General features: G+C 59.2%; 20 protein-coding genes and 2 pseudogenes. 11 read left to right on the plus strand and 11 right to left on the minus strand.

Annotated features, from left to right (window positions below; translation table 11 throughout):
- Nucleotides 1-12: 12 nt before the first annotated feature.
- Nucleotides 13-2,097, minus strand: coding sequence for a hypothetical protein (locus AC04SF_RS03350; RefSeq protein WP_488476481.1), 2,085 nt, complete (start codon nt 2,095-2,097; stop codon nt 13-15).
- Between the two features lie 323 nt (nt 2,098-2,420).
- Between AC04SF_RS03350 and AC04SF_RS03355 the strand changes: the two genes are divergently transcribed.
- Nucleotides 2,421-2,846: a DMT family transporter gene (locus AC04SF_RS03355; protein WP_488476482.1), complete on the plus strand. Its 426-nt coding sequence runs from the start codon at nt 2,421-2,423 to the stop codon at nt 2,844-2,846.
- A gap of 43 nt (nt 2,847-2,889) precedes the next feature.
- On the opposite strand, the gene AC04SF_RS03360 is transcribed toward AC04SF_RS03355, so the two are convergent.
- The 5 genes from AC04SF_RS03360 to AC04SF_RS03380 all read right to left on the minus strand — a co-directional run bounded on the left by AC04SF_RS03360 (nt 2,890) and on the right by AC04SF_RS03380 (nt 6,961).
- Nucleotides 2,890-3,756 carry a class I SAM-dependent methyltransferase gene (locus AC04SF_RS03360; RefSeq protein WP_488476483.1) on the minus strand — a complete coding sequence of 289 codons (867 nt, stop codon included), beginning with the start codon at nt 3,754-3,756 and terminating at the stop codon, nt 2,890-2,892.
- A 16-nt stretch (nt 3,757-3,772) separates the two neighbouring features.
- A complete protein-coding gene (locus tag AC04SF_RS03365; protein ID WP_488476484.1) occupies nt 3,773-4,603 on the minus strand; it encodes a glycoside hydrolase family protein in 831 nt (276 codons plus the stop codon).
- A gap of 119 nt (nt 4,604-4,722) precedes the next feature.
- A complete protein-coding gene (locus AC04SF_RS03370; RefSeq protein ID WP_488476485.1) occupies nt 4,723-5,649 on the minus strand; it encodes a glycoside hydrolase family protein in 927 nt (308 codons plus the stop codon).
- On the minus strand, nt 5,646-6,311 hold the full coding sequence (locus AC04SF_RS03375; protein WP_488476486.1) for an acetyltransferase: 666 nt from the start codon (nt 6,309-6,311) through the stop codon (nt 5,646-5,648). The genes AC04SF_RS03370 and AC04SF_RS03375 overlap by 4 nt, the downstream gene beginning before the upstream one ends.
- A complete protein-coding gene (locus AC04SF_RS03380) occupies nt 6,308-6,961 on the minus strand; it encodes a class I SAM-dependent methyltransferase (RefSeq protein ID WP_488476487.1) in 654 nt (217 codons plus the stop codon). The genes AC04SF_RS03375 and AC04SF_RS03380 overlap by 4 nt, the downstream gene beginning before the upstream one ends.
- A gap of 68 nt (nt 6,962-7,029) precedes the next feature.
- Here AC04SF_RS03380 and AC04SF_RS03385 point away from each other — a divergent pair, with 68 nt between their 5' ends.
- Entirely contained in the window at nt 7,030-8,055 is a 1,026-nt protein-coding gene (locus AC04SF_RS03385; RefSeq protein ID WP_488476488.1) for a class I SAM-dependent methyltransferase, read from the plus strand.
- Here AC04SF_RS03385 and AC04SF_RS03390 read toward each other — a convergent pair.
- Complete coding sequence (locus AC04SF_RS03390) at nt 8,023-9,027, minus strand: glycosyltransferase family 2 protein (RefSeq protein ID WP_488476489.1); 1,005 nt, start codon at nt 9,025-9,027, stop codon at nt 8,023-8,025. The two genes, AC04SF_RS03385 and AC04SF_RS03390, sit on opposite strands and share 33 nt — an antisense overlap.
- 249 nt (nt 9,028-9,276) lie before the next feature.
- On the opposite strand from AC04SF_RS03390, the gene rffA reads away from it, so the two are divergent.
- The 8 genes and pseudogenes from rffA to AC04SF_RS03430 all read left to right on the plus strand — a co-directional run bounded on the left by rffA (nt 9,277) and on the right by AC04SF_RS03430 (nt 16,262).
- Nucleotides 9,277-10,455 (plus strand): dTDP-4-amino-4,6-dideoxygalactose transaminase, encoded by a 1,179-nt coding sequence (gene rffA, locus AC04SF_RS03395; protein ID WP_488476490.1) that lies wholly within the window; start codon nt 9,277-9,279, stop codon nt 10,453-10,455.
- Between the two features lie 60 nt (nt 10,456-10,515).
- On the plus strand, nt 10,516-11,217 hold the full coding sequence (locus AC04SF_RS03400; RefSeq protein ID WP_488476491.1) for a WbqC family protein: 702 nt from the start codon (nt 10,516-10,518) through the stop codon (nt 11,215-11,217).
- A gap of 920 nt (nt 11,218-12,137) precedes the next feature.
- The gene (locus AC04SF_RS03405; protein WP_488476492.1) at nt 12,138-12,668 is read left to right on the plus strand and encodes a cupin domain-containing protein; all 531 of its coding nucleotides are present in this window, start codon (nt 12,138-12,140) and stop codon (nt 12,666-12,668) included.
- Between the two features lie 32 nt (nt 12,669-12,700).
- Nucleotides 12,701-13,375, plus strand: coding sequence for a DNA-3-methyladenine glycosylase I (locus AC04SF_RS03410; RefSeq protein ID WP_488476493.1), 675 nt, complete (start codon nt 12,701-12,703; stop codon nt 13,373-13,375).
- Between the two features lie 50 nt (nt 13,376-13,425).
- Nucleotides 13,426-13,812, plus strand: a pseudogene (locus tag AC04SF_RS03415) (RidA family protein); the annotation flags it as partial.
- A gap of 66 nt (nt 13,813-13,878) precedes the next feature.
- Nucleotides 13,879-14,223, plus strand: a pseudogene (locus tag AC04SF_RS03420) (RidA family protein); the annotation flags it as partial.
- 209 nt (nt 14,224-14,432) lie between these two features.
- Entirely contained in the window at nt 14,433-15,623 is a 1,191-nt protein-coding gene (locus AC04SF_RS03425) for an MFS transporter (RefSeq protein WP_488476494.1), read from the plus strand.
- Nucleotides 15,624-15,788: 165 nt separating this feature from the next.
- Nucleotides 15,789-16,262, plus strand: coding sequence for a MarR family winged helix-turn-helix transcriptional regulator (locus AC04SF_RS03430; RefSeq protein WP_488476495.1), 474 nt, complete (start codon nt 15,789-15,791; stop codon nt 16,260-16,262).
- Here the strand turns inward: AC04SF_RS03430 and AC04SF_RS03435 are convergent.
- From AC04SF_RS03435 to AC04SF_RS03445, 3 genes are all read right to left on the minus strand, one after another.
- Nucleotides 16,195-17,379, minus strand: coding sequence for a metallophosphoesterase (locus AC04SF_RS03435; RefSeq protein ID WP_488476496.1), 1,185 nt, complete (start codon nt 17,377-17,379; stop codon nt 16,195-16,197). The genes AC04SF_RS03430 and AC04SF_RS03435 overlap by 68 nt on opposite strands.
- A gap of 251 nt (nt 17,380-17,630) precedes the next feature.
- Nucleotides 17,631-17,984: a hypothetical protein gene (locus tag AC04SF_RS03440; protein ID WP_488476497.1), complete on the minus strand. Its 354-nt coding sequence runs from the start codon at nt 17,982-17,984 to the stop codon at nt 17,631-17,633.
- 38 nt (nt 17,985-18,022) lie between these two features.
- The gene (locus tag AC04SF_RS03445) at nt 18,023-18,253 is read right to left on the minus strand and encodes a hypothetical protein (RefSeq protein ID WP_488476498.1); all 231 of its coding nucleotides are present in this window, start codon (nt 18,251-18,253) and stop codon (nt 18,023-18,025) included.
- Nucleotides 18,254-18,732: 479 nt separating this feature from the next.
- Between AC04SF_RS03445 and AC04SF_RS03450 the strand changes: the two genes are divergently transcribed.
- The gene (locus AC04SF_RS03450) at nt 18,733-19,329 is read left to right on the plus strand and encodes a TetR/AcrR family transcriptional regulator (protein ID WP_488476499.1); all 597 of its coding nucleotides are present in this window, start codon (nt 18,733-18,735) and stop codon (nt 19,327-19,329) included.
- Between the two features lie 70 nt (nt 19,330-19,399).
- Here AC04SF_RS03450 and AC04SF_RS03455 read toward each other — a convergent pair whose 3' ends face one another.
- Complete coding sequence (locus tag AC04SF_RS03455; RefSeq protein ID WP_488476676.1) at nt 19,400-20,101, minus strand: SDR family NAD(P)-dependent oxidoreductase; 702 nt, start codon at nt 20,099-20,101, stop codon at nt 19,400-19,402.
- Between the last annotated feature and the right edge of the window lie 54 nt (nt 20,102-20,155).

A 20,155-nucleotide genomic window follows, 5' to 3' on the forward strand; every position in this document is an offset into this window, starting at 1 on the left:
CTGCTTCCGCCGCTACGGGCTTGCGCGCTCGATGGTGACTGATTTGAACGCCACCGCGCCGTTTCCCAGAGCCCAGACTCGAAACTCCATAGCCGATGTGTGGTCGAGCGAGAAAAGCAGCTGTTGGGGTCCGTGACTTTCCGTCAGATCCTTCTGAACCAAAACGATCCCGCCCGGCGACGCAGCTGCGTCAAGGCGCAACGTGGCGGCAGGACTGCTGCTCGCTTCGACGTCAAAGGTAAGGCGATACCTTCCCGGGGCGACCGTCACATAGGGACCATAGTACAGCGCGCCGTTCGCTTCCGGCGGCGCCACCAGCGCCTTCCCGTCGCCGCGCTGTTGCAAGGAGCCCACTTGCGTAAGCGCTTGGGCGTCGGCATGAAATGTTACCGGCTGCATGAACCGAACATCCCAACCCGGCAGCTTCGCTGCAATGTTCTCTGCGAAGACAAAGATGCCAAGATCGCCGAATTGAAGTTTCCGCGAAACGGGCAGTCCGAGCGCTGCCAACCGCTTCCAGTCGATCTTGTTTGCGTCTTCCTGCGTCAGCAGAAGAAACGTCTCGCCCTTCCACGTATCGGCATTGTACCAGCGGTCCGCGGACAGGAAACGCATGGGCATCGGCAGGGCGTGGTCCAGGGTGATCTGCCGAACCAGGACATGCTCATCGGACAACACGCTGACCGAGCCGGCGTTCCAGTAGGTGGCGTAGCCATAGGTCAGCCCATTGGCCTGGAGGTAGCGAGCCAAGTCCGACAAATCGATGGCACGGGGTTTCCGTTGCACCAAGGCCAGATGCGACAGCGTATCCGACCTGACAAATGTCGGGTAGGCACTTGTCAGCAATCCGGCAAGGACCACCGCTACGCTGAGGAACTCGATGGGTCTCAGGCGCATGTCGAGAGGCGTGGCCAACGCCACTATGGCCATCGTGACCAGCGCCGGTACCAGGTAACGGGAACTTCCGATCGGATCGGCAAGGTTTGGAATGGTCGTTGCCACTTGCAGAAGGCAAACCGACAGAAGCCCCACCGATCCATAGATGGCGAGCGGCCTGACCGCGTCGCCCGGCCTTACCGATGTTGCCACCGACCGCACGATCAACGCCACCAATATGATTGCCACAATCAATCGCAGCGCGCCGTAGAGACCGATCACCGTCAGAAGTCCGCTGCCTCCCGGTGGAGATCCGCCGAAAACCGCCAGAACCTCCTTGCCCAGGACCAGAAGGTTGCCGACGATCGCGTCGTATGGCAGCCATTGGACGGAGGACGCGTCGCGCGCGGCATTGTTTACATGCGCGAAGGTCACTCCATAGAGGATGGTCCCGCCACCTATCGCTGCGCAGATCGAAGCGGTCGCGCCCACCAAGGATGCTCTTCCCACACCTGCGTTATGCACTCCCAGCCTGTGGATCGACCACAGAGCGGCGGCGACGAGCGGCATCCCTATGGTAACGATCGCGCGCTGAGGATTGCCCCAGAACTCGGCTGTAATCAGCAGGCAGAGCAAAACGCTCCATAGGACGACGTCCTTCGTCGACTTCTCTCTCATCAACCTGACGAGGCAGTAGATCGAGTACAGCGACATGTAGAGAATTGTGCCGTATGACGCCTGTCCGTAGAGATTTTCCGCCAGCACTCCGGACATTCCCGCCGCTACTGAAGCGGTTATCAGCGTCCGCCGCGTCTTGCCGATCGGCGCCAGGCCGGCAGCCAGCCAGACGCTGTGCAGCACGAGTATGGATGTGACGAGGCCCGAGATCGCATGAACTGTAAAGCCGGCAGGAAGAAAAGCCAGGGCCGGTATAATAAAGAGATGGCCGAATACAACGACAATGTCATTGTTTCCATAATACCAATCCGAGGGGAAGAAATTGTGGCTGCTCACAATTTCTCGCGCCAGCAAGACCTTCATTGCGCTGTCGGCGTGAAATAGTTTTTTGTATTCCACAAAAACGTAGAATACGAGGAAACAGAAATTGATCGCCAGAATTAATACTGCGGCAGGAAGCCAATAGGACCTGGCTTTGGGCAATCCCTCTGCCGGCAGATTCTGCTCAGCCGGGATTGTCCGGGACTGCTCCTGGATTGCCATGGTTCGGTTGGGCTCCCCCTAGAGCAGTTCACCGTTTCACGAAAACGGCGAGCCGCTCCAACTCTTTGTTTTGACGCAACTCCTATGGGAAAGCCGTTACACGCTTTTCCTGGAATTGCTCGAAGCCGTGCACGCCGCTCGAAACCAGGGCTAGGCACGACAACTGGCCTAGATGGACCGTTTGGCTTTGCCTTTGTCAACCTGCACGAGACAATCCAAGCCGGTATCAACGGTTCTTGCTGGACGGAGAGGCTGCCGGGCGGGTGCCCCGCGCCTGCAGCCGCAACACAGCCCAAAATGGACAGCTGGCATGCTACAGTTCAATGCCAAAGCGCCGGCCGATTCGAGCAAAATGGAGAAGCAAACTGGATAACCGTGCCACCGGCATTGCCCTCATTGTTGCGGCCGTATCTTTGCTCACCATGGCCCAAATCATCATCAAGTCCCGCCTGACCGAGCATGGGACGGTGCCGTTCAGCTTCGACGCGGGCTGGCCCTATCTGCTTGGTTTGCTCGCCGACTGGCAGGTTTGGATAGGAGGCCTTGGCCTCGTGGCTTCCAGTCTTTTCTGGTACGCAGGGATATCGAGAATTCCGCTATCGGTGGCCTTCCCGTTTGCAGCCCTGTCCTATCCCCTGATTTTCGCCGGCTCGATCGTGTTCCTGCACGAACGGTTCAGCTGGCAGTCCCTTGCGGGCAATGGCTTGATTGTCCTCGGTGTGGTGCTGGCGGCGACCCGCTTGCCTTAGGGCTGGGCGATCGCAAAGCTGCTTTCGCGACGAGCGCAACCTGTCATCGACGTTTCGCCACCACCAGCCGGGATCCGCCGACAGGAAGGGTGAGGCCCGTCGCCAGGATCAGGCTTTCGATCCCCATCACGGCCCGAAAAGAGGCGTTTGTGGCCCGTCCAAGGCGCAATTCGCTGCCGGCATCCAACTCCGGGCTCTCGCTCTTGCGCCGCCGTGACAGGAACATCAGCGGCAACAGAAGCGACACGAAGGACGTGCTGTAGACGATCTCGAGCCCCACGCCTTCGATCCTTTCATGCAGTTCCCGCTTTTCATAGCGCCGGAAGTGAAACGACTGCGTGTCGATGTCGCTCCAGAGCCATTTGTGCTGCGGCACGGAAATGATCACGCCGCCTCCAGGCTTCACCGCACGTTTCATATTCTCCAGCACGTCGACATCTTCCTCGATGTGCTCGATCACGTCGAACGCCCCCGCCACGTCGAATTCCGCGGCATAGGGCAATCGTCTTGCGTCCATCTGCGCAAAGCTTGCCGACGGCACGCGGGCGGCGGCAAAGGGCAGCCCTGCAATGAAGATTTCGGTCCCGACAAGCCGGACCTCGGGAAAGGCGCGGGCGATGCCGCGCAGCACAAAGCCCGTGCCACAGCCGATTTCGAGGAACGACCGCAATTTCGGAAAGAACCGCCGCAGCGTGCGAACGATGATGGCATTGCGGGCCTCGAACCAGAAATTTCCGGCCTCGAGCCTAGCAAGTTCGGCAAAGAAGCTCTCGTGGAATCCTCCGCCTTCGTTTGCCATTTCGGGTGCCCAGGCGGGGAAGCCGTCCTGGCTGGCTGGGACAAAGCCGCAGCCCGGGCAAATCGCGTCCTGGACCGCATGTTTTAGACTGCAGCGCGGGCAAACGATCATGTCGGCTCAAGCCTTGCTAGACGAGCACGGCCAGGCCGAAGCCGCTCTTCCCGTAGCCATTGCCGTTGTAAAGCATGTAGCGCTGTCCTCCATGATCGAACACGAACGGATACTCGATCATTTCCGAATCCCAGCCTGACTCCGAGCACACGATGCCCACAGCGTGGTCGAGCCGGGTCCAGTTCAGGCCGTCGGCGGACTCGGCATAGCCGACGCGATAGCTCTCGCCGCGATAAGCATACCACATACGCCACAGCTCGCCGTCTCGCTTAACCGCGGGGCGAGATATCGCATATTCCTGTTCGCTCGCGAAATCGATGGCGACCCGTCCGTCACGGCGCCAATGGATGCCATCGTCGGAACGCGCATATTTGATGTGGTAGCGGTGAATCGGGCCGTTCACCGATCGGCTCCAATAGACGCAGGATGTGTACCACATATGCCAGAGCCCGGCCTCATGCAGCACGCAGCAACTGCCGACAAAATGCGGCTCTGTCATCGAGCGATCAAGCAGCGGACCCGCGGCGAAACGTGAAAACGAACCGCCGGCCGGCGCCGTGGCGAGGCCGATGGCGTTGCGGAAGGGAACGGTCACGCCCAGATTCCAGCCGACATAGTAGAGATACCGCGTCGGACCCGCGACCGTGAGCCAACTCGCCAGGGCGCCGCTGTCATCGAATTCGCCGAGACTTCCCGGCACCAGAACGGGCGACCGGGCGACCTCGAGGATGCGCGCCGGCGACGACAGGTCAACGATGACATAGCCGGTATGTGAGCGTTGCGATGCATCCCGAGAGCCGAAATAGATTTTGAACAGATCGCCCGATACGTGCTCGGCGATCGGCATGGTGGCGTGCGAGCGCATCCACTCGATATCACCGGTCGGACAAAACAGCCGGCCGAGCTTCTCCCATCGCACCGGTCATATCCCTCTGAGCCGCGAACTCGGCGCTGCCGACCGCTCCGTCATGGTTCCAGGATGGCGGCGCCGACCCCATCCCTGCCATAACCATTGCCGTTGTAAAGCAGGAAGCTGGCCCCGGCAGTATGCAGCAGGCTGGCATAGCAGACCATCTCGCAATCCCATCCGCTGGCGCTGGTGTCGAGCAGTGGCACCCCGTCGCGCTCCCAGTGATTCCCGTCGACGGATGAGGCGCGGTACACGCGGTACGTTTCGCCCAGACGCCTTGCACAATAGAGCATTTCGTAGCCGGCATCTGTCCTCTGGACGACCGGTCGGGCGATCGCGTGCTCTCCCTCATGGAAAGGCAGGCAGACATGCTCGTTGGTCGTCCAATTCATGCCGTCGCGGCTCGTCGCGTGTTTGACGGTGTAATAGTGGATCGGAGCATTCTTCCCTTCCGGGTCGACCTCCCATCGCAGTCCCGACACATACCACATGCGGAAATTGCCATCTTCAACGAGCACCCAGGGCGCGCCGGCAAGCAGGGGATCGTAATGGTTTCTGCCGAGCACAGGCGCTTCGGAGAGGCGATCGAAATGCCGGCCTCCGTCACGTGATTCCGCGATCCCGATGGCGAAGGTGAAGGGCACCGTGCGGGTGAGTGACCAGCCGGTATAGTAGAGCAACAAGCGGCCTTCGTGATCGACGAGGCAGCCTGGCATGGCACCGGAATCATCGAATGTCCCCGGCTGGCCAATATCCAGCGATGGGCGCTCCGAGCGGGCGGTCTGGGTCAATCCGTCAGCGGTCGCGGTGACTTCGGCCCAGCCGCCTCGTGAGCGGTTGCTGTCATCTCGGCTTGCAAAATGAATGCGGTATTTTTCGTTGCCCAGCCTCTGGGCAAAGGGGTTCTGGCAATGCGACCGCTCCCAGGGCGAGCTGCCCGGCCGGCATACCAATCCGGCGCGCTTGAAACGTGATCGCGTCATATCTTTCTCAGCCGCGAACTCGGCACCTTCGACCGCTCCGTCGCGTTGCCGAGATAGACGCCGTCGGGCGCTGCATCCGCCAGAATTAGTGCTCCTGCGCCGATCACGCACCGCTCGCCCACACGGATATGGTCGCGCAGTGTCGCGTTGACGCCCAGGAAGCAGGCCTCGCCGATATCGACCCCGCCCGAGACCACGATATGCGAGGCGAGAAAGCAATGATCGGCAATGCGAGAGTGGTGCCCGATGTGATTGCCGCTCCACAGCGTCACATTGTTGCCGATCGATGCGAAAGGTTGAACGACATTGTGCTCGAGAATGAAGCAGTTTTCGCCGATCTTGCCGTCGTTGAGGATGGTGGCCTGGGAGCTGATATAGCTCACGAAATCGTAGCCCAGCGCTTTGAGCGCCAGATATTTTTCGCGGCGAAGCTCATTCAGCTTGCTGTAGCTGAGCGCCACGAACGCACTATGGCTGCCCGGCGGATAGTCCCGGGTCATCGCCTCGAAGGGCACGACAGGAAGGCCGGCCAGCCGATCCTGGGTCAGGAATGCACTGTCCACGGTGAAGGCGACGACATCGTAAGAGGAATCGCGCGTAAAATAATAGTGGGCGAGTTCAGCGATATCGCCTGCTCCGAATATGACGATGGGCCGCTTCATGACTTCCTGACCAGGACGGTGAATTCATAGAGACCGTAGTCGTGCAGCAGTGCCACGCGCTGCGAATATTTTTTCTTGCAGATGTCGAAAAGCTTCGTTGGATCGGCATAGAAAAGATCGGCTCTTCTCTTGTCCAGATCCGAATAGGAGGTGAGGCAATTGAAGGCGAAGCCGCGCCGGCTGGTGGCATGGAGGACATCCAGCGTTGCCTCCAGATAAGCCGCCCATTCATCGTCCGGACGTGTCAGCCTGACGTTGAAGATACCGCTCGCGAAGCCGAAATCGGCAATCTGCGCCGGCACTGATCCGACGGCAAACTGCGCTTGCGGACGATCACCAAAAAGTGTGGCCGCTGCTTCGATCATCTCTGCAGCCACATCGCAGCCATAGTATCGTACACCGGGAAAGCGATCTGCGAGGAACGGCAGCAAGGCACCGTAGCCGCACCCCAGATCGTTGACCGTGAAGTCACCCGGCAGGTCTATCAACGATGCCAATTGTCTGAAGCGAAGGATCTGGCCTTCTTCCGTATTCCAGTCGACACCTTTGGGGCTGGGGCCGTGCGCCTGCACCTTGTCGCCATAGTAGCGGGCGACTTCAAGCAGCATTGCCCCGCTTTTGTCCGTTGCCGGGGCGCCAATAGACGTCATGGGCATAACCATCGGTGGGTTTTCGCTCACAGAATCGTGTATCCAAGTCTAAATGGGCGGTTCCGCGAATGATACCGGAATTGAGTTTTGTTTCCCCGTGGACTCGTCAGCCCCTGACAAAGGCGGCGGACGGCTCCGCGTTGCTGGGCGGGCCAGATGAGCGCTATCCTCTGATCGACGGCATTCCGCAACTGCTCATCCGCTCCGGCCAGGTGCAGGCCTCCTCCGAGAGCCAGGCCTATTACCGCGACCGGGCAAGCGAATATGATCGCGGCATCGCGGCAATGTTCGCCACCCTGCTTGCGGACGAGGAGCAAACGCGCAGGGACATGTTTGCCCAACTCGAGCTTCGGCCGGACAGCAGATTGCTGGAGATCGGTTGCGGGACCTGCCGCGACACCATCCATCTGCTCGATATGCCCATCGACGTATTTGCCGGGGACCTGTCCCTTGAAATGCTGCTGACGGGGCAGCATCGCCTGCGCCGCACGGGGAAGGACACCTCACGCCTGCAGTTGTTCTGCGCCGATGTGATGCATTTGCCTTTCGCGGACGGGTTTTTCGATGCTGCCTTTCATTTCGGCGGCTTCAACCTGTTCCCCGACCACAGGCAAGCTTTGGCGGAAATCACCCGTGTCGTGAGGCCGAACGGGCGGGTCGTGGTCGGCGACGAAGGAATCGCGCCCTGGTTGGAAAACAGCGAATTCGCCAGAATCCTGGAAAACTCCAATCCCCTGTTTCGCCATCGCGCGCCGCTGGACTGTATTCCGGCCGCCGCGCGGCAGGTTGCCTGCCGATGGATCCTCGGCGGTTCCTTCTATTTGATCAGCTTCGTGAAGGGTCAGGGAGAGCCGCCGCTCGATCTCGACGTCACATTCCCCGGGCGACGGGGCGGATCGCACCGAACCCGCTATTTCGGTAAACTGGAGGGCGTTTCGCCTGAACTGCGCAATCAAGTGCTGGATGCGGCGGCGGTCGAGGGGATATCCGTGGTCGCCTGGCTGGAAAAAACGCTTGGCAGAGCCGTGCAGAATGCCCCGTGTGATGGCGCCGACGACCAGCTAGTCGCGAACTCTCTCCGACCCAAGGGATGACCGATCTCCCGCGGTGGCATCGCCATCGTTCTGTCCCTCGATGCCTGCCGCAGCACCACGATGAATAGCTCGAATTATCGTGTAGGGACGACGTTTGGTTTCGGACAGTATGTTGGCAATGTAGACACTGAGAAGACCAAGGACGAGCATCGTCATGCCGCCAAAGAACCATATGGAAATTATTATGGAGGTAAACCCGCTAACGCCAACACCGTAGACAACATATCTTGTGAGATAAAACGCCATCGTCAGTACCGACAACATCGAAATTGTGAGACCAAAATACAGTATCAGGTAAAGAATTTTGGTCGATGTCGTCATCAGATAGCGAACCGCCATTTGAATGCGGCGGTTGATCGAATAGGTCGTGGGCGACAAAGCGTGCTTGACGACGAGTTGTGAATCCTGCCGGAACCCGGTCAGCTGAAACAGATGAGCGATGATAAACTCATGATCCTGATGGCTGACGAGCGCGGCGACATAGGCGCGGGTCATGAGCCGCGCGATCACCAGATTGCGCGGCAGGTGGAAGTCGCTCAGCCAGTCATTGATCGAGAAGAATATCGCACCGGTCCATCGTTCAAAAGTGCCGCCACGGCGAGATTCCTGCACCCCATAGACCACATCGAGCTTGTGTTCCGACATCTGGTCGGCAAAGGACAGCAGCCACTCGGGCTCTTCCTCGAGATCGCTGTCGATGAGGAACACCCGATCGCCCTTGGCATGGGCCAGCCCGGTCATGATCGCCTTGTGGTGGCCGAAGTTACGTGACAGGTCGATAACGGTCACGTGCCGGTCAATCGCGCTGCGCGCGACGGCCAGATCCAGGCTGCCATCGGGAGAGCCGTCATTGACGAGGACGATCTCGAAGTCATCCCCGACCAGGCGGCGCGCGGCGGCAGAGACCCGGTCGCAAAACTCGGCGATATGGGGCTCTGACTTGTAGAGCGTGCTGACGACGGAAAGCTTCATGAGGGGAACAGGCCCGTTGCTGCGCCAGGCACTTCCGCCCAACGTCTCATTTCCGCTATCGTTGCCCCAGGAAAAGCAACACCGTCAACCTGGCTTCCTTCATTCTACCTCCTTGGTGCGAAAATCGGATGTTCTCGTGCCCAATTTCCCAAGTTGGCTTGCTCAAGCCGCCAATTAATGGAACTGTCCCGGTTGAAGTACAGGAGGTACTTTCTTTCGGCGATACCAGTACCGCCGTCTGACCGGGGGATGACAGTGTCCGATTCTTTGAACAAGCCTTTGCGGACGACCGGGTCGCTGCCTGTTGCATTCAATCGATTGCATTTGACCGGACGGGAGATGCTCTACATCGCGGAGGCGCGTGTAGCCCAGCACATGTCCGGTGACGGGGCTTTCACCAAACGCTGCCATGCCTGGCTCGAGGAGCATGTCGGCTGCGCAAAGGCGCTTCTGACCCATTCATGCACGGCGGCGCTGGAGATGTCAGCTCTCCTGCTGGATATTGTACCCGGCGACGAAATCATCATGCCGTCCTACACCTTCACATCGACGGCAAACGCGTTTGTGCTGCGGGGTGGCGTGCCCGTATTCGTCGACATAAGAGAGGATACACTCAATCTCGACGAGCGTCTGATAGAGGCCGCGATAACCCCAAGGACACGGGCGATCGTTGTGGTGCACTACGCAGGTGTGGGCTGCGAGATGGACGCCATACTTGATATCGCGCACCGGCACGGCTTAAAGGTCGTCGAAGATGCAGCCCAGGGCGCGATGGCGCGCTACAAGGGGCGGCCGCTCGGCAGCATTGGCGATTTGGGGACGCTAAGCTTCCATGAGACCAAGAACCTGATTTCCGGTGAGGGCGGGGCGCTGCTGATCAATGACCCCGCGCTCAGCCAACGGGCCGAGATCATCCGCGAAAAGGGAACAGACCGCGGCCGGTTCTTCCGCGGCGAGGTCGACAAATACACTTGGCAGGATATCGGCTCCTCCTATCTGCCCAGCGATTTGCTGGCGGCATTCCTCCTCGCCCAGCTCGAGGATGCGGAATCGATCACCGCGGAGCGCTTGCGGATTTGGAACCGCTATCACGAGCTGCTGGCGCCACTGGAGCAGGCCGGGCAGCTTCGTCGGCCAATTGTCCCGGCCGAGTGCGAACACAATGCGCATCTCTACTACGTGCTGCTGCCCGGAGGAGTCGACAGGCGTGGCGTGCTGGCCCGTCTTCGGGAAAATGGCATCGACGCCATTTTCCACTATGTTCCGCTGCACGAATCGCCGGCAGGCCGGCGCTATTGCCGGACCCACGGCGAACTGCGCGTCACCACCGATGCCGCCGCACGCCTGATCAGACTGCCGCTGTGGTTTGGCCTCAGTCTCGCTGCCCAGGAGGGCGTGGCCGCGGTGCTGAGCGCCGTTCACCGCTGAATAAACCGCAAGGACGTTGAGCTGCCCCCGGGGATTCTTGGTGCGTGAAGCTGTGACCAGATGACGAAGCGGGTGGCCATTCTCCAGTCCAACTATATCCCCTGGAAGGGATATTTCGACCTCATCGCTTCGGTCGACGAGTTCATCCTCTACGACGACATGCAATACACCCGGCGCGACTGGCGCAATCGCAACAAGATCAAGACGCCTGCCGGCGCCCAATGGCTGACCGTACCTGTCGTGACCAAGGGACGATACCTTCAGAAGATCCGCGAGACCGAGATAGACGGCGCCGATTGGGCTCAGTCGCACTGGCGGCAGCTACAGCTGAACTACCGTCGGGCAAGCTGCTTTTCGGAAATAGCCGAATGGCTGGAGCCGCTCTATTGCCGCCACTACACACACATATCGGAGCTGAACCGCTGCTTTATCGCGGCAATATGCGGGTATTTGGGGATCACCACGGCCATCACTTCGTCCAGCGCCTACCAGCTCAACGGTGCCAAAACCGAGCGGTTGGCCGACATTTGCGCCCAGGCGGGAGGTACGGTCTACGTTTCGGGGCCGTCCGCGAAGGACTACATCGTGCCCGAGGTCTTCGATCTCAAGGGCATCGATCTCGAATGGTTCGACTATGAGGGCTATCCTGTCTATCCCCAGCTCTGGACCGGATTCATACATCAGGTGTCGATCCTCGATCTGCTGTTCAATTGCGGAAAGCAGTCGCCTCAGTTCATGAGGTTCGTTGCCAAGCGGGCCTGATTCCAGCGCTCCGATCGAATGGTTTAGTAAGGTTTTAGTACACAATCATTGATTGGCTGGGGTTCCTGGAAGCTTTTCGAACTTTCTGTCTTGCGGCTCCCGTTGAGATTCGCGCGTTTCTGAAGGAGGTGAGGGTGCCTGAATTCGCTGTGTTGCAACCTTGATCCAAGCATCTATGGGGGTTCGAGTCGGGAGACCGCTACATCGCAACACCCACTATTGAGGAGGCGCTCTTTTGCTATCGTTGGCGTGCGGCCTGACGGCAAGTCGAAGCCTTTCGAATTTTTGCGTCGCGGCCCAGGCCGAACTACATGCGCTTACGGTAGAAATTCGAATATCGGATTCGGCCTTTGGAACAATTTGACGAGACATAGCGGCTTGGAATTGTCGGCATCGCCCCGTAAGGCCCACGCACGAATTCCGTCAGTGTGGAATTAACGGTCATGTGAGGTTTGGTTTGCGGAGCGTTATCCGCACAATAGAAGTTGGCACATGGTTTCCGTACACGGAACCATCCTCCGGACCGCGATTCGGGCTCCACCTAGGCGATGTGCGGAAATCGGTCGATTGCCGGACGTATCATGTCGCTTGGTGGCTAGCCATTCATGCACGGGATGAAATGCGTTTGAACGCCGGCGTTGCGCCTGATTGGCGGGGCAAACCCCTAGAGCTGTCGCCGCGGCTGAGGCATTGCGACTGACGAGTACGTGTAAGCGACAGCACCATATCCGGTCTTCGAGAGAGCCACGTTGGCATAGCGATCGCCACATTATTGATTGACGGGACCTGCCTCATTCTATAGCGTTCGCTATACTAACGCGAGGCGGTTGCGCCTCTCTTGATTTGTTTTTTTGCAAAAGTGGCGATCGGACCCACCGACACTTGAAACCAAGCCAATCATTTTCAGAGGAGAAGACGAGATGAACATGCGGCGAATCGTGAGCGCCGAAGGCAAGGCTGGTGTCGTCATGCAAGTGGACGATCTTCTCGACACCGAAACCGCCGATCGGGTCACGAATATCTGGGGTTTCGACAAGATTCCCGAGCTGCCCCTTACGCCTGAGCAAGTTCTCGGGGAATACAAGCGGCTTGGGATCTTCGGGCCAAAGGATTCGGTTCGCGTCGATCTCCAGGTCGTGCCCCCTGAGAAGGCGGGCGAGACGGATCTTGGGGCCTTGATGGCCAAGATCGATTTCGGCACCGGCGGGGGTATGACCCCTAGCGAGCTCGGCAGTGCGATGCACCGGACCGACACCATCGACCTCGCGGTGGTGCTGAAGGGCGAAGTCGATATCGCCTATCCGGGGGAAGATGGCCATGTGCAATCGGTCACGGCCAAGGAGGGCGACTTCTTCGTTCAGAACGGAGCCTTTCACGAATTCCGCAACCGGTCGGACGACCCATGCGTGATCCTCATGGTCGTCTTCGGGACCGAAAGGAAGGCGGCCTGAGAGCACCGAAGTTGATGAGAGAAGCGCTAAAAATGCGACGTTTCGACGAAATCATCAAACTGGCGGCCGAGCGGCACGGCGGCCGAGACGCGCTCGAGCGGATGCTCTCTGAAACCCGACCCTTGGCGCCGCAGGACATCGCCAAGATTCCTGACGATCGCATCCTCGCAGCAATGACGCGGCGCGTATTCAGCGCCGGCTTTTCCTCGAAGGTCATTGATGCGAAGTGGGAGGCCTTCGAATCCGCTTTCGAGCAGTTCAATCCAGCCCGCTGCGCATGGATGACCGAGGAGCGCTTCGACGAACTGCTCAAGGACAAGGATATCGTCAGGAACGGCGCGAAGATCAAATCGGTGCAGGAAAACGGGCGCTTCCTCACGGAGCTGACCGAGAAGCACGGCAGCGCCGCCCGGTTTCTGGCGGCATGGCCCGACGCTGACTATGTCGGACTCCTCGATTTCCTGAAGAAGAACGGGAGCCGGCTCGGCGGCGAAACAGGAATGCATTTCCTGCGCTCGATCGGCAAGCCGGCCTTCATCACGATGCCCGATGTCGTGAAAGCGCTCATTCGCGAACAGGTGCTCAGCAAAAGCCCGGCCGGGAAAGGCGATTTTGCGAAGATCCAGGCAGCCCTGAATCAATGGTCGGAACAATCCGGTTTTGATCTCACATTGATGAGCCGAACGCTCGCTATGGGCGTCGGATAACTAGCGAAGCTGGATCGGCAGGTTCGCCCCCACGTGAAAAGGACGACGATATGACCCAGCGCGAAGCCGTGTTTCCTGCCAGCCGACATGCGCTATACGAGCAACACGGTTATTCTGCTGCGGTGCGCTCAGACAATCTTTTGTTCGTGTCGGGTCAGGTCGGTAGCCGCGCCGACGGTTCGCCCGAACCCGATTTCGAAGCTCAGGTTCGCCTGGCCTTCGCCAATTTGGAAGCCACGCTCGCGGCAGGAGGATGCACATTCGACGACGTCATCGATGTGACATCGTTCCATACGGATCCGGAAAAGCAAATGGGCGCAGTCATGGCGGTGAAAAGCGAGAAGTTTCCGCAAGCTCCGTTTCCGACCTGGACCGCTGTAGGCGTCAACTGGCTCGCGGGCTTCGACTTCGAGATCAAGGTCACCGCGCGCGTTCCGTCGCGTACGTCGACGTCGGTGAGCCGCCGCAACCCTCCGACAATGTGGAATATGGCGTCAGGCAAGTTCTCGCAAATCAGCGTCGCGGAACAAGGTCGCCTCGCCTTCCTGTCCGGCCAGATCGCAGCGGCGCCTGGCAGTCAGGACACGCCCAAAGACATCGCTGGCCAGGCAAAGCTTGCGACCGCCAGCCTCGCCGCAGCACTTGAGGATCTGGAGGCGTCTGCGCAAGGCATTGTCATGATGCGCGTCTATGTCGTGAATGCGACCACGGAAGCGTTCCAGAAGGTCCTAACCGCCCTACGTGAATTGCTCGGGGACGCAACGCCCTGCATGACGACGATTGGCGTTCAGGCACTCTATACCCCCGAGATTCTGGTCGAGATTGAAATGGCGGTGCTTCTCCCCTGACGGGGCGAGTAGCGGTCACGGCATTTGCAACCGGCGCATGGTTTGTCGTGTCTCAAGGCACGCGGATCGGTAACTATCCGGGCCAACATGTCTTAAGGGTACCGGCCCGTTTGCCGCCACTGTTTCGCTTGCCCGGGTGCACATCCGCTTCGGCATCACCGATCTTGTGGGCCTAATGTGAATACAAATACCTAGTCTTTGGAGCTTCGATGTCCACGGCAACCGATCTCACGTTGACGAACAAGGTGGCAATGCGCTTTACCGCCGGATACGCTGTTTTGACGGCAATTACATTCTCGATGGTCGCCAGTGCCCCTACGCCGATCTATCGTCTCTACCAAGAGACACTCGGCCTGACGCCCCTGGCGATCACGCTGATCTTCGCAATCTATTCGCTGACCATGGTCGCGGCATTCCTGACGGTCGCGCGATTATCGGACTTTGTTGGCCGCAAGCCCATGATCCTCGCCGCGCTTCTGCTCAATGCGCTGGCGCTCGTCCTCTTCATCGAAGGGAACTCGAGCACGGTGCTGATGGCTGCGCGAGCCGTCCAAGGCATAGCGACCGGCATTGCGCTAGCGACACTCGGTGCATTGATCACTGATGCTGCGCCGAAGGCGGCGGCGACGCTCAATAGCGTCACGGCGTTCATCGGTCTGATGGTGGGATCACTCGCTGCGGGAAGTTTCGTCACTTACTTGCCTTGGCCCAGTCAACTTATCTTCGTACTTCTGCTCTGCGTGACGCTTGCTGAAATAATAGCCTTACACTTCGTCCGCGAGACGGCGCCACGAAAAAAAGGAGCGCTGGCCGTTCTACGGCCAAACCTGACGATACCGACAGCCGCCGTGCGCCCGATGCTGCAGTTGTTTCCGCTCACGCTATCCGGCTGGGCATTTGGGGGATTTTATCTGTCGTTGATGCCATCGCTCGTCGTGACAGCGACCAGGGTCCATTCGCCGCTGGTCGGCGCTGCCGTCGTGTCGGCGCTCATGCTGAGTGGCGGCATTTCGGTTTTGGCATTGCGCGGTCTCAGTGCGCGGATCGCAGTGCAGACAGCCTCTCTTTTACTCGCCATCGGCATCGGACTGACAATGATGGCAATTTATGCCGCGTCGCCAGCCGGTATGGTCTTCGGCACGATTGTCGCCGGGGTCGGCTTCGGCTGTTCCTACGGTGCGGCTCTGCGAACCTTGCTGCCATTTGCGGCGAGCCACGAGCGTGCGGGACTGTTGTCGGCGTATTTTGTCGCCAGTTACCTTTCTTTCGCCTTGCCAGCGGTCGGCGCGGGCCTCGCGGCGCCGTACTATGGCCTCGTCAAGACCGCGCTTGCTTACGGTGCTGTCCTTGCCGTATGCGCCGTTATCACACTCATATTCCAGACGACAAGCAACCGGTAAACCCACACTTTGTGGGTTCGTGTGGGGCATGCTTTCGCTGGCGCCGTGCGAACGACTGGCGGTGTCTCCGAAACAATCACTTTTCGGACATCCGCATCTGAGCGAATTCGGCGTTCATGACGTCAACCCCTTGCGATATTATAGTGCGCAATATAGAAAGCCGGCATGGACAAACATGCTGAAACTGCGCTGCCTGCGCCTGATCTCGACGACCTTCTGTGTTTTTCGATCTACTCGGCGGGGCATGCCTTCAATCGGGTCTATCGCCGCCAACTGGAACGTGTCGGTCTTACTTATCCGCAGTATCTTGTGATGGTAGCGCTCTGGTCGCAGGATAATGTCACCATCGGGTATCTGGGAGATCGGTTGTCGCTCGACACCAGTACGATCACGCCAATGATCAAGCGCATGGAGGCGATGGGACTGCTGAAGCGAACCCGTGACACGGCCGACGATAGGCGTGTGCTGGTTGCCCTGACAGACAGGGGACGTGCTGTCCAGCGGCAGGCTGGGGACGTCATGCGTTGCGTCGCGGAGGCCACCGGACTGGGCGCCGATGGCGAGGCTGCGCTCACGCGAGAAATGCGGGCATTGCGGCGGCGGCTCGACCAGTATGAGGCGGGTCAGACCGATTTGTAGCTGGCTCGGACCGAAGTGTGATGCGCGTGAGTTCCGCGGGCTTGCCCAGACGCAAAGCAAAACCTGGCCATAGACCTGTCCCGTTGTTCACATACAGGTTCATGCTTCCAATCTTGTAAAGCCCTGAAACGAAACCGTTATTTGCCCGCGCCACGATGCTGGCAAGCCCGACAACCATGCCGCCATGAGTGTGCCCGGACAACTGAAGCGCGACCCCTGCCGCCGCGGCCCGTTCTGCCCGCATGGGCTGGTGATCGAGGAGAATGATCGGAGCTTCCCGAGGCGCATCGAGGATGGCGGCTGTAAGATCCGGCGCTGAGTTGCCCGAGTGTCTGGCTGAACCATCGGTGACACCGGCGATTACAAGTTGGGTCCGATCGCGCTCGACTATGACATGCTGGTTCAAAAGTGTCCGCAGTCCCAAACGCTCGTATTCCAGCATCCACCCCCGGTAATCGAAGAAGTATTCGTGGTTGCCGGGAATGGCCCAAACCCCGTCCCGAGCCTGCAATTGGGCAATCGACTGCACATCTACTCGGCGATGGGCGACGTCGCCGTCGATCAAATCACCCGTCATCACGATCAGGTCCACATCGAGTGCGTTTGCCCGTGACACGACAGCTTCCGCCCATCGAGCAGGAAACAGTCGGCTGATGTGCAGGTCCGTGAGTTGCAGGAGTTTGTAACCATCGAATGCAGGAGAAAGCCCTGGAATAGGGATTTCGATTTCCTTGAGTGCCGGAACGCGGATCGCCTGACTGACACCAAATGCGGCGAGACCAAGCGCTGCTACCCCCAACCCGTATCTGACCTGCGGTGGAACCGACGGAAAGTCGCCGTTTATCGCCGTGAGAAGGATGGAGAAGGCATCAAGGGCAATCTGGAACACCGCGAGCAGAACGGTCGCCCCAAATATCAAATTGAAGGCGATGATGATCGGCCTGGGGAACTCGGGCGAGAAGATCGAGCCCGAGGACAGGCGGCAGAACAAGAGGTATTGCGAAGCGATCAGCAGAATGATTGCAAGAGCGATCTTGATGGGCCACGGCCACGGCATCGGCTCGATGAAGCGGACCACGACCGCGAGCCATGGCAATCCCAAGATGATATTGAACATAGTTGTGGGGGATCTTTCGGGAGGCCGGCCGGGATATCAGTTCACTCTAGATATGTGGGCGGAGACCATTGGAGTAGCAGATTGATGGCGAACCGAACCGAGTGACTACTCTGGCTGCATAGCCATTCGCCTCTTGTACCGGCGGCAAACGTGGCGTCAGCCATGTAACCGCCTCGGCCAGTGGTAGCTGCCATGCCCGGTGAAGGTGAAAGCGGTTCCGACTCGAGTTCGCGGTTTTTGGGGATCGATCGTCAAACTTGGTCCTGGGGACTATATTCGGACAACAACCAAACCACGAAAATCATGGCGCCGGCGACCACAAAGAACCACCGGCCGCCGATAACCAGACTAGGAAGAGCCAAGGCCCCTATGACGAGAACGGGTCCGACGATCATTTCCACAATCGAGTGTAATTTCATCGGAATTATCTTGATGACGCTTAGAGGCATATCGGTCAGAAGCGTCATGGTCAGGTGAATGGCGGCAAGCGCGTAAGAAATTAGCGCCGCCGTCCCGCCAAAGCCGAGGAGACTCGGCGCTAACGCGAACAACGCGACGGTTACATAGTCCAAAATTCCATGAGTGATATCGGTGATGACTTTCATGGTTTCCCCGTGAGCCGAGCGCCTAGATCGAGCCACCATCAATCTTTGAGCGCAGCGGCGCTGCCGTTGCGAGCATCGATGGGTCCCAAATCGCGGATTTGTTGAAGTTCCTCCGCTAGTCGAGCCACCTGCCGCTTCAGGCGTTCAATTCTGTCCATAGTGTAGTCGAAGCTGGTGTAGTCCAGCGATTGCACGAAGACGCTGACGGCCTTGAAGGCGCGGCGAAGTTTCCCCTGCTCTGGGGCCACATGGTTGGCTGTTTCTCTCATCGGGAACACCTCATTGGCGAAACTGTGCCAGGAAGCCGCCGTCGACCGCGCCATTGCGGCCTGACAGATGCATGCGGCCAGGGACGCCACACCGGGTCCTAGGGGACAGCGAAATTCCATAGTGGGCGATATATTATTCGCAATTATTAATCTGTAGCGCTTTACCTAAACCGTTGGCAACGCGCTTTGCGTATTATATCGATCGATATAGAATGACGCAAGGGCGATTACTGCAAGATGCCTGGAAGCGCTGTGCCGGGATCGGTTCACCCCCGCTCGGCCGGACCGTGGATAGGCGCGCCTTGACGGGTCCCTGAGCCTACCCATGGCCTTTAGCGCCTTCGCTCTCTACATGGTGCTCGCCAGCAAGGGGTGACCCTTGCGAACTGGGGTTGTACCCTAGGTGAACCTAACCAAATTGTGTCAGAAGATACGAAGGCTTATATAGCACGTGGTACAGAATAAGGGCGTTAGAGACTATGGGCCGTCCTCGCGAATTTGAAATTGACGCTGCCATTGAAAAGGCGACGGGCCTCTTTTGGCAGAATGGTTATGAGGGGACGTCGCTCAGCGATCTGACGAACGCGATTGGGATCACGCCGCCGAGCTTCTATTTCGCTTTCGGCAGCAAGGAAGGTTTGTTCAAAAAGGTCATCGAGCGGTACTTCGTCGAACAGAGTAAGATCGCGGAAGCGGCCTTTCGGCAGCCTACGGCGCGAGCCATCGCGAAGCACTTTCTCCTCGGGTATGCCGACGTGCTGACCGACCCACATCATGCACCGGGCTGCCTGATCATAAACAGCGCGCTTCCGCGTGCCCTCGGGGATCCGGTGCGGGAATTTCTGGCTGAACTCCGCGAGAAGATGCGGACACAGCTACGGGACCGATTTGCAAAAGCACGCAGGAGCGAGGATTTTCCCGCCGGGATGGATGCAGATTCTCTCGCGCGCCTGGTCCTGGTGATCGCCAGTGGCATGGCCGTCGAGGCCCAGTCCGGCGCCAACCGCAAAGATTTGCGTCGGACGATCGCCCTGGCACTGCCGGCTTGGCCTGACGCCAAACATTCGAACGGCTAGCCCTCAGCCGCGGTGCAGCGCGCCCGGGGCTCCACCAATCGAGCTCGGGCGGCGGCCGTCACGGCGACGCCTAGAATCGTTCTGTCCACGGCCGAAGGTCGATTTCGTGCGACCAGGCGTTTCTAGGCTGAGCGAGAACGTCGATATAAGCTTGGGCGATGGCGTCGGGGTCCAATGTGCTGTCCGGCTGATCGCTCGGGTCCGGTCGGCGTGACGAGCGCACGCCTCCGTCGATGTTGAAGTGCGCAACGTGTATCCCTTTCGGGCCGAGTTCTCTTGCCGCGCTCTGAGCGAGCCCGCGCAGTCCGAACTTGCCCATCGCGAAAGCCGCAGATTGGGCGAAACCCTTAATGCCAGCACTCGCGCCGGTAAAGATGATCGCGCCACGCCCGTTTGGCTCCATGCGCTTGGCTGCCTGCTGGGCGGCCAAAAACGCGCCGAACGTGGTAATGGCGATTGCTTTTTCGACCGTCGCCGGATCGACGCTTGAGAGCGGACCTGCGACGCGCGAGCTGGCGTTGTAAATCACGACATCGGGCTCGGCGATCTGGCTTTCCATATCGAGGAACAGCTGAGCCACTGCGTCCGTCTGAGAGGCGTCGACGGCGAAAACGGCGGCGGCAGTTTCCTGCGCAAGCGGCTTGAGCTTTTCGACATCGCGCGCGGCGAGACCTACTTGCAAGCCGATCTTTGACAAGCGCCGCGCGAGAGACGCGCTGATGCCTGGTCCGGCGCCGATGATTAAGGCGCAGCTATAGGGGAAGTCAGCCATTTGGTCCTCCTGGGAGAATTGAGTTTCTGGAGTATTGGTCGGGTCGCGCGCCGC

The organism is Mesorhizobium sp. CNPSo 4671 (assembly GCF_057784245.1).

Bases quoted from the DNA above. Each gene is read 5' to 3' on its own strand.
- AC04SF_RS03350 (WP_488476481.1), bottom strand. From the start codon at position 2,097: ATGGCAATCCAGGAGCAGTCCCGGACAATCCCGGCTGAGCAGAATCTG.
- AC04SF_RS03355 (WP_488476482.1), top strand. From the start codon at position 2,421: ATGCCAAAGCGCCGGCCGATTCGAGCAAAATGGAGAAGCAAACTGGAT.
- AC04SF_RS03360 (WP_488476483.1), bottom strand. From the start codon at position 3,756: ATGATCGTTTGCCCGCGCTGCAGTCTAAAACATGCGGTCCAGGACGCG.
- AC04SF_RS03365 (WP_488476484.1), bottom strand. From the start codon at position 4,603: ATGCCGATCGCCGAGCACGTATCGGGCGATCTGTTCAAAATCTATTTC.
- AC04SF_RS03370 (WP_488476485.1), bottom strand. From the start codon at position 5,649: ATGACGCGATCACGTTTCAAGCGCGCCGGATTGGTATGCCGGCCGGGC.
- AC04SF_RS03375 (WP_488476486.1), bottom strand. From the start codon at position 6,311: ATGAAGCGGCCCATCGTCATATTCGGAGCAGGCGATATCGCTGAACTC.
- AC04SF_RS03380 (WP_488476487.1), bottom strand. From the start codon at position 6,961: ATGACGTCTATTGGCGCCCCGGCAACGGACAAAAGCGGGGCAATGCTG.
- AC04SF_RS03385 (WP_488476488.1), top strand. From the start codon at position 7,030: ATGATACCGGAATTGAGTTTTGTTTCCCCGTGGACTCGTCAGCCCCTG.
- AC04SF_RS03390 (WP_488476489.1), bottom strand. From the start codon at position 9,027: ATGAAGCTTTCCGTCGTCAGCACGCTCTACAAGTCAGAGCCCCATATC.
- rffA (WP_488476490.1), top strand. From the start codon at position 9,277: ATGACAGTGTCCGATTCTTTGAACAAGCCTTTGCGGACGACCGGGTCG.
- AC04SF_RS03400 (WP_488476491.1), top strand. From the start codon at position 10,516: ATGACGAAGCGGGTGGCCATTCTCCAGTCCAACTATATCCCCTGGAAG.
- AC04SF_RS03405 (WP_488476492.1), top strand. From the start codon at position 12,138: ATGAACATGCGGCGAATCGTGAGCGCCGAAGGCAAGGCTGGTGTCGTC.
- AC04SF_RS03410 (WP_488476493.1), top strand. From the start codon at position 12,701: ATGCGACGTTTCGACGAAATCATCAAACTGGCGGCCGAGCGGCACGGC.
- AC04SF_RS03425 (WP_488476494.1), top strand. From the start codon at position 14,433: ATGTCCACGGCAACCGATCTCACGTTGACGAACAAGGTGGCAATGCGC.
- AC04SF_RS03430 (WP_488476495.1), top strand. From the start codon at position 15,789: ATGGACAAACATGCTGAAACTGCGCTGCCTGCGCCTGATCTCGACGAC.
- AC04SF_RS03435 (WP_488476496.1), bottom strand. From the start codon at position 17,379: ATGTTCAATATCATCTTGGGATTGCCATGGCTCGCGGTCGTGGTCCGC.
- AC04SF_RS03440 (WP_488476497.1), bottom strand. From the start codon at position 17,984: ATGAAAGTCATCACCGATATCACTCATGGAATTTTGGACTATGTAACC.
- AC04SF_RS03445 (WP_488476498.1), bottom strand. From the start codon at position 18,253: ATGAGAGAAACAGCCAACCATGTGGCCCCAGAGCAGGGGAAACTTCGC.
- AC04SF_RS03450 (WP_488476499.1), top strand. From the start codon at position 18,733: ATGGGCCGTCCTCGCGAATTTGAAATTGACGCTGCCATTGAAAAGGCG.
- AC04SF_RS03455 (WP_488476676.1), bottom strand. From the start codon at position 20,101: ATGGCTGACTTCCCCTATAGCTGCGCCTTAATCATCGGCGCCGGACCA.